Origin of the sequence: uncultured Campylobacter sp., assembly GCF_938017775.1 — a bacterium.
Lineage (GTDB): Bacteria > Campylobacterota > Campylobacteria > Campylobacterales > Campylobacteraceae > Campylobacter_B.
Map to the genome: position 1 here is coordinate 19,775 of NZ_CALIIU010000009.1, position 13,846 is coordinate 33,620.

The 13,846-nt window shown below is 47.6% G+C and carries 11 protein-coding genes and 1 pseudogene; 9 read left to right on the forward strand and 3 right to left on the reverse strand.

All coding sequences use genetic code 11. The features are described 5' to 3' along the window. Positions 1 to 50: 50 nt before the first annotated feature. Complete coding sequence (locus Q0537_RS01355; RefSeq protein WP_299224468.1) at positions 51 to 683, reverse strand: hypothetical protein; 633 nt, start codon at positions 681 to 683, stop codon at positions 51 to 53. Positions 684 to 854: 171 nt separating this feature from the next. Here Q0537_RS01355 and Q0537_RS01360 point away from each other — a divergent pair. The 5 genes and pseudogenes from Q0537_RS01360 to Q0537_RS01380 all read left to right on the forward strand — a co-directional run bounded on the left by Q0537_RS01360 (position 855) and on the right by Q0537_RS01380 (position 8,538). After that, positions 855 to 3,167, forward strand: a pseudogene (locus tag Q0537_RS01360) (ribonucleoside triphosphate reductase). A 17-nt stretch (positions 3,168 to 3,184) separates the two neighbouring features. Next, a complete protein-coding gene (locus Q0537_RS01365) occupies positions 3,185 to 3,907 on the forward strand; it encodes an anaerobic ribonucleoside-triphosphate reductase activating protein (protein WP_299224470.1) in 723 nt (240 codons plus the stop codon). Between the two features lie 438 nt (positions 3,908 to 4,345). After that, entirely contained in the window at positions 4,346 to 5,368 is a 1,023-nt protein-coding gene (locus Q0537_RS01370) for a ribonucleotide-diphosphate reductase subunit beta (protein WP_177387058.1), read from the forward strand. Positions 5,369 to 5,944: 576 nt separating this feature from the next. Continuing rightward, a complete protein-coding gene (locus Q0537_RS01375) occupies positions 5,945 to 6,580 on the forward strand; it encodes a protein-L-isoaspartate(D-aspartate) O-methyltransferase (protein WP_297896800.1) in 636 nt (211 codons plus the stop codon). A 155-nt stretch (positions 6,581 to 6,735) separates the two neighbouring features. Continuing rightward, positions 6,736 to 8,538, forward strand: coding sequence for a hypothetical protein (locus Q0537_RS01380; protein WP_299224472.1), 1,803 nt, complete (start codon positions 6,736 to 6,738; stop codon positions 8,536 to 8,538). Positions 8,539 to 8,971: 433 nt separating this feature from the next. Here the strand turns inward: Q0537_RS01380 and Q0537_RS01385 are convergent, their stop codons facing one another. Further along, on the reverse strand, positions 8,972 to 9,481 hold the full coding sequence (locus Q0537_RS01385; RefSeq protein WP_299224474.1) for a molybdenum cofactor biosynthesis protein MoaE: 510 nt from the start codon (positions 9,479 to 9,481) through the stop codon (positions 8,972 to 8,974). Between the two features lie 15 nt (positions 9,482 to 9,496). Then, positions 9,497 to 9,718, reverse strand: a complete 222-nt coding sequence (locus Q0537_RS01390) for a MoaD/ThiS family protein (protein ID WP_298758293.1) — start codon at positions 9,716 to 9,718, stop codon at positions 9,497 to 9,499. 87 nt (positions 9,719 to 9,805) lie between these two features. Here Q0537_RS01390 and nspC point away from each other — a divergent pair, with 87 nt between their 5' ends. From nspC to selD, 4 genes are all read left to right on the forward strand, one after another. Then, a complete protein-coding gene (nspC, locus tag Q0537_RS01395) occupies positions 9,806 to 10,960 on the forward strand; it encodes a carboxynorspermidine decarboxylase (RefSeq protein WP_299224477.1) in 1,155 nt (384 codons plus the stop codon). 95 nt (positions 10,961 to 11,055) lie between these two features. Continuing rightward, a complete protein-coding gene (locus Q0537_RS01400) occupies positions 11,056 to 12,015 on the forward strand; it encodes a formate dehydrogenase subunit gamma (RefSeq protein WP_299224479.1) in 960 nt (319 codons plus the stop codon). Positions 12,016 to 12,099: 84 nt separating this feature from the next. Next, positions 12,100 to 12,696 carry a sulfurtransferase-like selenium metabolism protein YedF gene (gene yedF, locus Q0537_RS01405; RefSeq protein ID WP_299224480.1) on the forward strand — a complete coding sequence of 199 codons (597 nt, stop codon included), beginning with the start codon at positions 12,100 to 12,102 and terminating at the stop codon, positions 12,694 to 12,696. Further along, positions 12,696 to 13,715, forward strand: coding sequence for a selenide, water dikinase SelD (gene selD, locus Q0537_RS01410; RefSeq protein WP_299224614.1), 1,020 nt, complete (start codon positions 12,696 to 12,698; stop codon positions 13,713 to 13,715). The genes yedF and selD overlap by 1 nt, the downstream gene beginning before the upstream one ends. The last annotated feature ends 131 nt before the right edge of the window (positions 13,716 to 13,846 follow it).

A 13,846-nucleotide genomic window follows, 5' to 3' on the forward strand; every position in this document is an offset into this window, starting at 1 on the left:
TTCCTCACCGCCTTTCAAAAAAATGAGTCGTGAGTTTAGCGAAAAATTCCTTAAATTTGCTTTTGAAGCGCTTTTTTATACTTCCACACGCTTTTGTTGTTGCGAGTATCTATCATCGAAAGCTCTAAAAGTAGGCTTTCGCTTGCTTGTACGGTAGAATTTTTAGATGCAGAATTTAAGCTTTTTAGTTTTTTAGATCCTGCCTTACCGTCGTTTGTCGCAGCGGGGCTTTGCGGTAAAATTTTACCTACCAAGATGTAATCCGGTGCGTAGATCGAGCCGCTTTCTACGGCGTGATAGCCACGGCTTACACCATCGTTGCTAAATACGAGTTCATCTTTACTTGGGGCGTCGGTGACGACTGCTTTGCCTGAATGCAGCAATGAAATTCTAATTTTTTTGCTTAAAAATTCCGCATCCATGCCGTGTGCGTTTGTCCCGTCCAGTGGCTCGATGCCGACGACGCTGAATCTACCGCCTTTCTTACCGACGATACGCTTTGAGAGCAGATCAGCGATGCTTTCGCCCGCGATGCGCTCTAGGTACGCGTTTGGATATCCAGTATGATCTATGCCTCCGGCAAGCACCGAATTATCAGTACTTTTGGAGCCTTTAATCGCAGCGCAGCCCGCTAAAAAGGCACACAGCAAGATCACGAAAAAACTTATTTTAAAATTTTTCATAGCATTTCCAAATTTTATAAAATAAACTCCGCGATTATAGCGAGATTTGGTTAAATTTCGTTTTTTATAAGCAAAATTTGTAACGGATATTCCGCTCGTTCCTTTAATTTTGAGTTAAAGATTCCTTGATATACTTTCTGCCAATTTATTCAGAAAATTCGCGGGGTTATTATGAAGAGAATCATTAAAAGAGACGGAAGTTTTCAAGAATTTCAATCCTACAAAATAAAAGATGCTATCAAAAAAGCCTACAAAAGCGTGGGTAGCGAATTTGACGAAAAAGTCTTTGATAATGTAATGAGCGCGATCGTTTTTAAAGATAAATTAAGCGTCGAAGATATTCAGGATCTCATCGAGAAAAAGCTCTTTGAAGCGGGCGATTTCGCCGTTTTGAAAAGTTTTATGATCTACCGACACACGCACAAGATGCAGCGCGAGCACATTTTGGGGCTTGAGGAGGATACGACCTATATCAACTGCACCCAGACGGTCAATGAATACATCAGCAAGCAGGATTGGCGAATTTTGGCAAATTCCAATACCAGCTACTCAAACGCAGGCCTGATAAACAACACCGCCGGCAAGGTCATCGCAAACTACTGGCTAGATAAAATTTACTCTCGCGAGGAGGGCGCGGCACACCGAAACGGCGACTATCATATCCACGACCTGGACTGCCTTACGGCGTATTGCGCGGGCTGGAGCTTGCGCGTGCTTCTAAACGAGGGCTTTAATGGCGTGCGCGGCAGGGTCGAGAGCAAGGCGCCGAAGCATTTCCGCGAAGCGCTGTATCAGATGGCGAATTTCCTTGGAATTTTACAAAGCGAGTGGGCGGGCGCACAGGCGTTTAGCAGCTTTGATACATATCTGGCGCCATACGTTTTCCGCGATAAATTAAGCGACGATGAGGTTAAAAAGGCGATTACGAGCTTCGTATTCAACCTAAACGTTCCGGCGCGCTGGGGTCAGAGTCCGTTTACCAACGTCACCATCGATATGACCTGCCCGGATGATCTAAAAACGCAGATCCCTACGCATAACAATGAGCATCTATTTAAAAATTTACGCGACGAGGAGCTTTTAGCAGAGGCTAAAAGGCGCGGCAAGGACTCGCTTGAGGCGATGACTTACGGCGATTTCGAGCCTGAGATGAACCGCATCGTGATCGCGTTTTACGAGGTTTTAACGACAGGTGATAAGTGCGGCCAGCCGTTTACCTTCCCGATTCCTACGGTAAATTTGACGGAGGAGTTTGATTGGGATACTCCTGCAGCCGATGCGGTTTTTGAAAACACCGCCAAGGTAGGCTCGAGCTATTTTCAAAATTTTATCGGCTCGCAATATATCACGAACGAAAAGGGCGAGCGCGTACCCAATCCAAAGGCGTATAAGCCGGGCGCCGTGCGCTCGATGTGCTGCCGCTTGCAGCTTGATCTGCGCGAGCTTCTTAAGCGCGGCGGAGGGCTTTTCGGGAGCGCGGAGATGACGGGAAGCATCGGCGTCGTAACTATAAATTTAGCCCGCCTAGGCTATCTGTATAAAAATAACGAGGAGGCGCTATATGCGAGGCTGGACGAGCTTTTGGAGCTTGCTAAATCGACGCTTGAAAAGAAGCGAAAATTTGTTACCGAGATGTTCGAGCGCGGCTTGTATCCATATACGAAGCGCTATCTGCCAGGCTTTAACAACCATTTCAGCACCATCGGTATCAACGGCGCAAACGAGATGATCCGAAATTTCAGCGGCAACAAAGAGGATATTACGACGGAATTCGGGCGTAAATTTGCCCTTAAAATGGTTGAGTATCTGCGCGAGAAGATCCGCTCGTTTCAGGAGCAGACGGGCAATCTATACAATCTCGAAGCCACGCCTGCCGAGGGTACGACGTATCGCTTCGCCAAAGAGGATAAGAAGCGCTACGCAGATATCATCCAAGCGGGATTTGATAAAAACATATACTACACCAATTCGACGCAGCTTCCGGCAAATTTCGGAAGCGATCCGTTCGAGGCTCTGGCGATGCAGGACGAGCTGCAAAGCTCCTATACAGGCGGCACGGTGCTGCATCTGTATATGAAGGAGCGCATCAGCTCGGCTCAGGCGTGTAAACAGCTCGTAAAAAGCGTAGTGCAAAACTACAAACTTCCCTATATCACGATCACGCCGATTTTCAGCGTCTGTCATAAGCACGGCTATATCGCGGGAGAGCACGAATATTGCCCAAAATGCGACGAGGAGCTGCTGGCGGAATACAAAGCCAAGCAGAGCAAGGGCGCCTAAATAGCGATTTAAATTTTAATCTTAGTGAAAGGATGGAGAATGGAATTTCCAAAAGAGTTAGAAGCAAAACGCACAAAATGCGTCGTTTACACAAGAGTGATGGGCTATTTGCGCCCAGTAGAGAGCTTTAATATCGGAAAGAAGGGCGAACACAAAGAGCGCGTCTTTTTTGAAGAGAAAAAAGACAAAAAACAAATAGCCTAGTCGCCGCTACCGGCCAAATGCAGCAAACGCATACGAAGCCGCCGCAAGCCTTAAACCTGCGTAATGCGCAGATTTACGAGATCACGCCGTTTACGATGCTTGATTTTCCTGACCACATCGCCGCGATCGCGTGGTTTTGCGGCTGCAATATGCGCTGCAATTACTGCTACAACCCTCAAATCGTTACTTCAGGGGGTAAAATTTCAAACGAAGAGTTTCTGCGCTTTTTGGATGCGCGCACGGGCAAGCTTCAGGGCATCGTATTTAGCGGCGGCGAATGCACCTGTGCGAGCGATTTTATCCCGCTGGCGCACGAAGTTAAGCAGCGCGGCTTTTTGCTCAAGGTTGATACCAACGGCTCGAATCCGCAAAAGATCGAAGAGGCGCTAAGCCTAGGGCTGATCGATTATATCGCGCTTGATTTTAAGGCGCCGCGGCAGGATTTTGAGCTCATCACGAAGTCAAGCTTATACGATAAATTTCTGCAAACTCTTAGGCTTTTGCTGCGGCAAAATTTTAAATTTGAGGTGCGCACGACCGTGCATGCCGATTTTTTAAACGAAGTAAAGATCGAGCAGATGGCGCAAATTCTATGGAGTGAGGGCTACCGCGGCGTCTATTATCTGCAAAACTTCCTGCCTACAGGCGATAATTTCGGTAATTTAGACGCACCGCTTGCGAGCTTTGATCCAAGCAAAATCCGCACCGATCTAAAGATCGAACTTCGAAATTTTGATTAAATTTACGCCGTCGCGCGCGTCTTGCTGCGATGAATGCGATGAAATTTTATTTAGCGCGCCGCGCATTGTTTGGCGTATATTGAGCTGCGATAAAATTCGCCTCGCCGTTTGCCGCAGGCATTAGCACGAAGCAAATAAACGAAATCGCACCGTAGTTCCACCTTTAAAATTTCTTTTCAAAGCTCCGTCATAAAATTTTATCATAAAGCTTTGCCGTAAAATTCCATCTCGAAATTTCGACCGTTCAGCTAGCATAAAATTTCGCCTCACTCGGCTGGCTACGGAATTCCGCCATGTGCTCCTGCCGAGCTGTGCGCGTTTTATAAAATTCCGCGCAAATTTTACGGGTGAAATTTCACGCCTTTAAATTTTACCCGCAAAGCCTTCGATAAGATTTTTTTCGTTACAATACGCCCTAAATTTTTAAAAAGGCAAAAAATGGATAGGAAAAAAATCTACAACCCCTTCTCCGACGAGACGCTTACCGATCGTAAGGTCTTCGGCGGCAATCCGCAGGGAATTTTAAATTTTACCAAGGCGAAATATCAATGGGCGCTGAAGCTTTGGGATCTGATGGAGGCCAACACCTGGTTTCCTAAAGAGGTCGATACCACCGACGACGTGCGCGATTATAACTTCAATCTCACAAGCGCCGAGAAGCGGATGTACGATCTCGTGTGGAGCCAGCTGATATCGATGGATAGCTTTCAGACCAACAATCTCGCCGATAATATCAACCCTTATATCACGGCTCCGGAGATCAACGCCGTTCTCGCTCGCCAAGCCTACGAGGAGGCCAACCACAGCAAATCCTACGCCGTCATGGTAGAAGCGATCTGTGAAAATACCGATCTCATTTACGAGATGGAGAAGCACGACGATATGCTCCGCAGGAAAAACGACTACATCTCAAGCGTCTATGAGGAGCTTGCGGGCGAGGTTAGCGATGATAAGCTGCTGCTGGCGATGGTGGCGAATCAAATTTTAGAGGGTATCTACTTCTACAGCGGCTTTACCTCGATCTATGCGCTCGCTCGCGCGGGCAAGATGCTAGGCAGCGCGCAGATGATCCGCTTCATACAGCGCGACGAGATCACGCATCTACTGCTATTTCAAAACATGATAAATTCCGTCCGCAAGGAGCGCGCCGATCTGTTTAACAAGCGCAACGTGGATAAAATTTACGAGATGTTTGAGACGGCGGGAAACTTAGAGATCGATTGGGGCAAATACATCACGGACAATCAAATCATGGGCTTTACGGACGACATCATCGAAGAATACATCCACTACCTGGTCGATCAGCGCCTGCTCGCCATCGGGCTTGAGAAGCGATACGGCGCGAAACATCCGATAAAATGGGTCGATGATTTTTCTAAATTTAATGATCAAAAGAGCAACTTTTTCGAGAGCAAGGTCACGAACTACAGCAAAGGAAGTTTGAGTTTCGATGATTTTTAGCGGATTTTGCGGTTTGAAATTTAGAGCCGTCGCGACTAGGCGCGCAGAGAGCTTTTTGATAAAATTTAAAGGTGCAGCGACGACTTTAGCGACGGGCACTTATGGATCGCGCGCCCGCACGATTTTTACGGGCGCCTGCGCGGCAGAGGCTTTGTCTGTGCGGCCTGCAGATCCAGCGCGTGCTCTTTTACCCGAGTTCAAACGCACGCAACAAATTTTATTAGGGCGCGATTTTGCGGCAGGGTTCGGATACTCGGCGCAAATTTCATCGTTGCAGCGCGGAAGCAAAGCTCAAATTTTATCGGCCGAGCTCGGCGTCGCGGAGCGAATTTTTTCGGCGCGACGCGGGGGCGCGACGGGCGTTATATCGTCGCGATATGATCGCACAGCAAGTATCTCCTCAGCAAAATTTTTAAAATTTAGCCGCGCTATGTACCGCAAAAATGCAGCATACGCTCCTTCGGCGCGGCTTAGGCGCTCGGGCAGCATTTTTCAAAATTTTAACAGCTTAGAATTTAAACGGAGTGAAAATTTCCGCGGCTTTAAATTCGGATCAAATTTAATCGGGAGCGCGTTATGGTCTCGCTAGAGCGGCTTCGCTGTGAAAAGATGGCGAACGACATCGCCGAGCAGGTGAGTTTAAATCCGGCGCTTTTTGAGGCGTTTTGCAGCGTCGCTAGAAGCGAGTTCGCCCCACTCGGCGCGCACGCTTTCAGCCTTAACGCGCAGCCCATTTTGGCCAGCCAGTGGATCAGCTCGCCGCTGACGGTCGCGCGCATGACGATGGCGCTAAGCGTGGATCCGAAGGTCGAGAAAATTTTAGAGATCGGCTGCGGCAGCGGCTATCAAGCGGCGATTTTAAGCAGGATGGTTCATCGCGTCTTTGCCGTCGAGCGCGTCGAGCGGCTGGTGGGCGAGGCGAAAAGGCACTTTGCGAATCTTGGGATTTCAAATATCAGCCTGCGTCACGACGACGGCAACGCGGGGTGGAAAAATTTCGCCCCTTTCGATAGGATATTGCTCTCCGCGTGCGCCGAGCGGATCGACGAACGGCTGTTTGCGCAGCTGGCAATCGGCGGAATTTTGGTTGCTCCGATGAATAGAGGCGGCTCGCAAAAGATCGTTAGATTTAGTAAAATTTCGCCGTCCGAGATCAAAGAAGAGGAGCTTGGCGCCTGCGAGTTCGTCCCGCTGGTGCAGGGTCGCGGATAGATCTAGCGCGCAGTAAATTTTAAAATTTCCTACCGCTTCCTAACGCGTAAATTTAATAAAATTTGCTTTCGCGCTCCGTCGCGAGATCAGAGTTTTATTAATTATTTATTTAAATTCAAGTACAATACACAATTTTAATCTTTCAAGGATGAGTCATGCAAGATTTTAGCAAGGAAAAGATAGAGTCGCTGGTCGCCAGCTGGAAAAATCACAACAAAAACCAATTCTGGCTTAAAAAACAAACCGCGATTTCAAAGTATTTAGGCGAGATAAAGCGCTGCCTGGCGAGCTTTGATGAGACCGAGAACGAGTTTTTGCAAACTTTATATATAAATCTCAGTGACGGCAATCTTAGAAGCTGCAAAATTTTATCTTTGGGCGAGAAGTTCGCGCACGCCGAGTATTTCTTTATGGATCAGTTTTTTGATTCCAATATCAGCGCGTTTTATTACGATTTCGCTTTCAAAGACCGCATCGTCGGCAAAAAGGAGCTGTTTCCTAAAAATGCCGTAAAAAGCGTAGATAGCGTGCTTAGCGGCGAGGATAAAAACATCGTATCGCTTTATGTTTTCATCGAAAATATCGTAAAAAATTTCAATAGCTATTCGCAGGAGCGTACCGCGCGCGATATTTTTAAACAAAAGCTAGTCAATTTCTACGACGAGCTTTACAGGCTTCTTACGGCGGTGGACAGCGCTTTGGCGATCGATTTTTTCGACGTCGCGCTGCATAATCAGCCCTTCGTGCTGATGGAATTTTTAAAATCCGCGATAAATGCCGATAATTTCTATCTGATCGATAGCTACCTAAGCGATGACGGGATGCTAAATTTAGGACTTGCCGAGGGCGGCGATTTTGCGCAAATTTCGCGCGAAAAGCTCTATCTGCTAGCTAGCATATTTGCGCAGTGCAACGATGAGTTTCCGACTCTCGTTTATCGCGATGAAACCGCACAAATTTTATCTTTGCTCTATGACGAAAAGGTTGAAATTTTCGAAGAATTTTACGAAGTAAGTTCGCGATTTATCGCGGAATTTACCCCGTATCCGCAGGATGTCGTGGGTGCGGCTAGGATCGTGTACTCCTCGCTATTTTTTGAATACGTCAAAAACTACAAAAGCGAAGAGGTCGCGAAAAATACGATATTTTACGGCGCAATCGGCACCGGCAAGACCCGCAGATTGCGATCTTTGATCACCGAAAAGAAACTTGCGACCAAAAATTTCCGCTACATTTGCCTGCACGAAGGCTTTGAATACAGTGATTTCATCGACGGATTTTACGGCAAAAGTTTCATCAATGGCGAGTTTAAGGCGCTTTGCAAAGAGGCGCTAAACGATCCGAAGGGCGAGTATTATTTTCTGATCGACAATGCAGGTGCTGCGAGCTTGGATAAAATTTTAGGCGAAGCCGCGGTGCTTTTGGATCGCCGCTACGACGAGGAAGACGAGCTTTCGCTGATCCGCACGAAAAATTCCCACGTAATCGACGGCTTTGAAGAGGTCGAAAAAGCGCGCACCAGCGTCGTTTTAAAGGACGGCCACTCATATTTTGCGGTGCCTAAAAATTTATACGTCCTATGCACTCTAAATGAGCACAAATGCGTTTCGCCGTCGATTGCGAAGGCGTTTAGATGGATCAGATGCGAGTGCGATTACGGCGCGCTTGAGGATTATTTAAGAGATCGCGAGATCGTAAATGCAAGCGCGGTCGTTGCAGTTTGCAAGGCGCTGAATAAATTTATCGCCGATGAGGCAAAGGGCCTCGGCACGATCGGACATGGCATATTTATGGGGCTAGCGCGCTATCAAAACAATGCGCAGATCATGCAAGAGGGGCTAAACGGCTTTTTTGCTGAGGTGCTTGAGCCGATCTTTAGGTGCGCAGCAAGTGGCGAAGATACCGCTACGAACCTTGGCGAGCGCATCGCTGAAGCCAAGGACGTGTTTAAATTTTAGCCGCCGCTTAGCAGAGATGGTTATATTTGCGATGAAATTTTAAAATTTCATTGCACTGCGTTTCATTTGTGCTTGCAGATACCGCGCGCGAATTTGGGTTTAATTTTATTTATGCTACACGGGCTTACAAGACGATTGTAGCGCCATTTTATTTGCTGTGCAGCACGCCCACTGGATTGATTAAATTTGCTATAAATTTAGATTTGAAATTTTAGTTCTCGCTTGCCATGCTTATCGGAGCGCAGGCACGGAGTTGGATTGAAATTTTGAGCTTTAAATTTAGCCTCAGCCGCTAAATTTACACAAAATCTTTATTTTGAAATTCTGCAGTATCTCTACGCGGAATTTTGCTTGTCGGCGCAATCGCCGTTTTGATTAAATTTGATTGAATTGAAGCAAGCCTGTGGGGATAAAACAGCGCATGCTTTTAAATTTAGCCCAAAAGCCCTGCGCCTTTTACTCTGTGCGAGCGATCCGCTGCGTAGATCCTCTTCCCGTCTACTACCTTGCCGCTCTCGATTTTGCCGCCCTTTACGTCGTATTTCCAGATCGGCGCGGCCGCCTTGAAATCCTCCACAAACTCGTTTATTAGCGCCAGAGCGACCTTACGCTGCGGACTTACGACGCCTGCGGCGTAGGAGCTTTCGTGGATCGGCACATCCCCGTTTGCATGTGCAAAAAGCACGAATGCACCCTGCGCCGCGGCCTTTTGCTGCCACGCTTCGAACCAAGTCCGCAAAATCGGCTCGTATATATCGAAGCTCAATGCGCAGATGCCGCCCTCATCGCGCACGATGCCCACGAAGGTGATAAACGCGCCGCAATTTACGTCCTTAAATTTAGCGTACCAGCGCGATAAAATCGCATCTACGTTCAAGCTGCCCTCATAAATTTCAGGCTCGATCCCGCTTAAAATTTCCGGATTAAATTTAGCCTCGCTCATCGTCGCTTCCTAAGTTTAGCCGCCGCAAACGGGAGGCAGAAGGCTCACGCGATCGCCGGATTTAAGCGCGAAATTCGCATCATAAATCATCTTATCGTTTACCGCTACGGCGCAGTTTGCGAGCCACTCCCGCAGACTTTCGTCCTTTTGCAGCTCCGCTTTTACCTCCTGCAAGGAGTTTGCGTTTAGGCGCAGGGGCTCGCGCCCTATCGGTCCTAAAAATTCTATCTCTACCATTTTTATCCTTTTTTAAAGATTGGGCGATTTTAACCAAAAATTCATAAAATTTTATATAATTGCGTAAAAATTTAATGAGGAAAAACGATGAAAATCGATGAAATTTCAACCCCCGCTTACGTGTGCGAGGAGCAAAAACTGGTAAAAAATTTAGAAATTTTACGCGGCGTAGGCGAGCGAAGCGGCGCAAAAATTCTATGCGCGCTAAAAGGCTTTGCGTTTGGCTTCGCGATGCCTTACGTTGACAAATACCTCTGGGGCGCCACTTGCAGCGGTCTGCATGAGGCGAAATTTGCCGCGGAATTTATCAAAAACGGCGAAATCCACACATACTCGCCCGCGTTCAAAGAGGATGATTTGAATGAAATTTTAAAAATTTCAAATCACGTCGTATTCAATAGCGCCGCGCAGTGGCAAAAATACCGCGCAAAGGCGCTCGCTGCGGGCGCGTCGTGCGGCTTGCGGCTAAATCCGCAGACCTCCTTCGCGCCCAAAGACGCTTACAATCCGTGCGGCAGCTTTAGCAGGCTCGGGATGAGCCTTGAAGCGCTGCAGCGGGCGATCTTGCAAGACGGCGAGTTTTTGCGCGGCATCTCGGGGCTGCATTTTCACGCGCTGTGCGAAGAAAGCGCGCAGAGCCTAGAGCGGGTGCTCGAGGTTTTCGAGGCGAAATTTAGCAAGTATTTCGGAGGGCTAAAGTGGCTAAATTTCGGAGGCGGTCATCATATCACGCGCGCAGGCTACGACGTGGAGCTACTGATAGATTTGATCAAAAAATTTCGCGAAAAATATGAAGTCGAAATTTATCTCGAGCCAGGCGAGGCAGTCGGCTGGGAGTGCGGGTATTTAGTCGCTAGCGTGCTTGATATTGTAGAAAATGGCGCTAAAATCGCTATTTTAGACGCTTCCGCTGAAGCCCATATGCCCGATACCGTGCTGATGCCGTATCGTCCTGCGGTGCGCGGCGAGAGCGAGAGCGGTAAATTTAGCTATCGTTTCGGCGGCAATACCTGCCTCGCAGGCGATATCGTGGGGCTTGAGAGCGGGCAGCCCGAGTATAAATTTGATGCGCCGCTAAAGATCGGCGATCGGGTGATTTTCGAGGATCAGATCCACTACACGATCGTGAAAAACACGACCTTTAACGGCATCAAGCTGCCCGATCTCGTCTTAGCGGACGAGCACGGAGAGGTTTTGGCAATCAAAAAATTCGGCTACGACGAGTATGCGCGGCGAAACTAGCGCCGCACTTAATGCAAAAATGTAATTTTGCTTTGTAAGAAAATTTTTTGCAAAAAATGATATAATCGGCTTGAATTTTATATCTAAGGAAATCCATGAAAAGATTGTTTCTCGAGCTTTTTGCCTGTATTTATGCGCAGGCCGAAGAGAAAAAATATGCCGATATCGTGCAGGGGAATAGCGATGTTTGGGGCAATGCAAGGCTTGAAAACATCGATAGCTACGGCAACGGCTTCGGTCCGATTTTTCTGCAATTTCAAGGACATCTGCAAAGCTCGGGCTTTTTTGCTTGGTTGGCACTGGGCGCGGTTTTGGGCGTAATCATAGCTTTTATTGGGCACTACGCGATCATAGGACCGAAGCCCTTCGATCATCATGCGGGCAAGCCGATCTATGCGTTTAATAAATTTGAACGACTATACCATCTTGTAGCGGCCGTCGCATGGGCGATTTTGGTTCCGACCGGCTTGATTATGATGTTTGGCGAAGAATTCGGCGGTGGCGCTTTCGTGAGATTTTGTAAAAACGCTCACGGACTAGCTACGATAGCCTTTGCGATCGCCGTTATGCCTATGCTAGTGACATGGTTTTGGCGTATGCTACCGCGAGCTTACGATATCAAATGGATGATGATCGTGGGCGGTTATCTAAGCAAAAAGAAGCGCACGATTCCCGCGGGTAAATTTAACGCCGGCCAAAAAGCGTGGTTTTGGGTCGCGACTTTAGGCGGCATAGTGATGATAGCCACGGGCGCATCGATGTTTTTCTTAGATTACAATATCCCTGAGATGAGAAGCGCGCTAGGTATGAGCCAGATCGAAATTTTAAGAGCAAGCGCGATTATTCATAATTTTTTGGGTGCGGTCTGCGCGGTATTTTTGCTCGTGCATATCTATATGGCGGTCTTTGCGATCAGCGGCGCTATCCACTCGATGATCGACGGACACAAGCCGGAGGAGGAAGTTTACGTACTTCACCACTACTGGTATCGCGAGCTGCTCGATAAAGGGCAGATTGCTAAATCGCAATTTGAAGCGAAGTACCCGCGCTTATAACTTGGGTAAATTTTATGCGGGTCTGCTTGCGTGCGGCTCGCATTAGCTTTGAGGTTCAAAGAATTTTATTTTTAAGGATTACATATGCAACTAGATTGTCGCAATTTAAATTGCCCGGAACCGCTTTTACGCGCTAAAAAAGCCCTCGGCGAGCTAAAAATCGCAGAGAGTTTAGAAATTTTAGTAAACGACGTAGCGCCACGCGAAAACATAAAACGCTTTTTGGCTAAAAACGGCTTTGAGGCGAAAATTTCACAAGCGGGCGCCGATACGCTTATAAAAACCGTAAAAACGGACGAGCTTAAAGATGAAAGTATCGACGATATTTATTGTAATGTCACGGCGCCAAAAAGAGGCAAGGTGATATTCCTAAACGAGGAGCAGTGCGGAAGCGGCCCGATCGGAAAGAGCTTGCTTGCTAAATTTTTAGGCGCGGCGCTAAACCTAGACGAAAAGCCAGTGAAGGTCATCTGCGTAAACAACGCCGTGCACATAACTACCAACCGCGGCCACGAATGCTTTGAGGCGATCAAAAAGCTAAATGAAGCGGGAGCTGAAATTTTAAGCTGCGGAAGCTGCCTAGAGGGTTACAAACTGGTCGATAAGCTCGCGATCGGCGAAATTTCAAACGCATACGAAATCATGGACGTCCTATCAAAATACGAAGTAATCAAACTATGATCTACAGAGATTTTAACCTCACGAAATTTATTGCAGCCGCCGGTTGAGCCGCCAAGCTTGACCCGGCGGGTCTAACCGAAAATCTTGGAAATTTAATCGAGCCCAATGCAAGCCTGCTTTCGTCCATCTGCAGCAACGAAGATGCGAGCGTATTTCGTTTAAGCGACGATCTTGCGCTCGTGCAGACGCTCGATTTCATCACCCCTTTGGTGGACGATCCGTTTATTTTCGGACAGATCGCAGCGGCAAACTCCCTAAGCGACGTATTTGCGATGGGCGGCGAAGTGATAAACGCCCTAAACATCGTGGGTTTTGACGATTGTCATTTCTCAAACGAAATTCTACGCGAAATTCTGCGCGGCGGCAAAGACAAGATCAAAGAGTGCGGAGGGGTCTTGGTGGGCGGCCACACCATCTCTACTCCCGAAATTTATTACGGACTTAGCGTTACGGGGCGCGTGAATCCGCGTAAATTTTGGAGCAATAATACAGCGCGCGAAGGCGACCTGCTGATCCTAACAAAACCCCTCGGTACGGGCATCATCGCTACGGCTATTAAGGCGAAATTTCTTAAATTTGAAGAATTTCGTGACGCGATAGAGAGCATGATTTTGTTAAATTTTTATGCCGTGGGCGCGTTAGCGGGTCTAAAAATACATGCCGCGACCGATGTGACGGGCTTTGGACTACTTGGACACGCGCTTGAGATGATAAATGAAAGCGTGAGTTTTAAAATTTATCCCAGTAAAATTCCGCTTTTAAAAAGCGCCCTCAGATGCCTTGACGAGGGGCTAATCCCCGCCGGAAGCTATAAAAATTTAAAATTTATCGCGCCTGGTGTCGATTCCGAGCCGGACATAACGCTTTGCGACGCGCAAACCAGCGGCGGACTTCTGCTTGCCGTAGCGGAAAAGGACGCGGCGCGAGCGCTTGTAAATTTAAAAAACGCAGGCTACGCTAGTAGCGCTATCATCGGCGAAGTTATAGCACATGCCGAACATAAAATTTATTTAGTTTAAAATCTTTTATATTCAGCCCCCTTTAAGCATCACTCTTGTATAATCACAATTCTGTTTCGCATCGAGCCGAACCTGCTTTCTTAACTCTTAAGTCCTAGTAGTTTTAGCCTTTTAGCGAACGCGTTTTTTAA

What these genes read in the sequence shown, in the direction of transcription:
- Q0537_RS01400 (WP_299224479.1), top strand. Translation starts at nt 11,056, where the DNA reads ATGAAAAGATTGTTTCTCGAGCTTTTTGCCTGTATTTATGCGCAGGCC.
- Q0537_RS01390 (WP_298758293.1), bottom strand. Translation starts at nt 9,718, where the DNA reads ATGGTAGAGATAGAATTTTTAGGACCGATAGGGCGCGAGCCCCTGCGC.
- Q0537_RS01355 (WP_299224468.1), bottom strand. Translation starts at nt 683, where the DNA reads ATGAAAAATTTTAAAATAAGTTTTTTCGTGATCTTGCTGTGTGCCTTT.
- Q0537_RS01370 (WP_177387058.1), top strand. Translation starts at nt 4,346, where the DNA reads ATGGATAGGAAAAAAATCTACAACCCCTTCTCCGACGAGACGCTTACC.
- Q0537_RS01385 (WP_299224474.1), bottom strand. Translation starts at nt 9,481, where the DNA reads ATGAGCGAGGCTAAATTTAATCCGGAAATTTTAAGCGGGATCGAGCCT.
- yedF (WP_299224480.1), top strand. Translation starts at nt 12,100, where the DNA reads ATGCAACTAGATTGTCGCAATTTAAATTGCCCGGAACCGCTTTTACGC.
- Q0537_RS01375 (WP_297896800.1), top strand. Translation starts at nt 5,945, where the DNA reads ATGGTCTCGCTAGAGCGGCTTCGCTGTGAAAAGATGGCGAACGACATC.
- Q0537_RS01380 (WP_299224472.1), top strand. Translation starts at nt 6,736, where the DNA reads ATGCAAGATTTTAGCAAGGAAAAGATAGAGTCGCTGGTCGCCAGCTGG.
- nspC (WP_299224477.1), top strand. Translation starts at nt 9,806, where the DNA reads ATGAAAATCGATGAAATTTCAACCCCCGCTTACGTGTGCGAGGAGCAA.
- Q0537_RS01365 (WP_299224470.1), top strand. Translation starts at nt 3,185, where the DNA reads ATGCAGCAAACGCATACGAAGCCGCCGCAAGCCTTAAACCTGCGTAAT.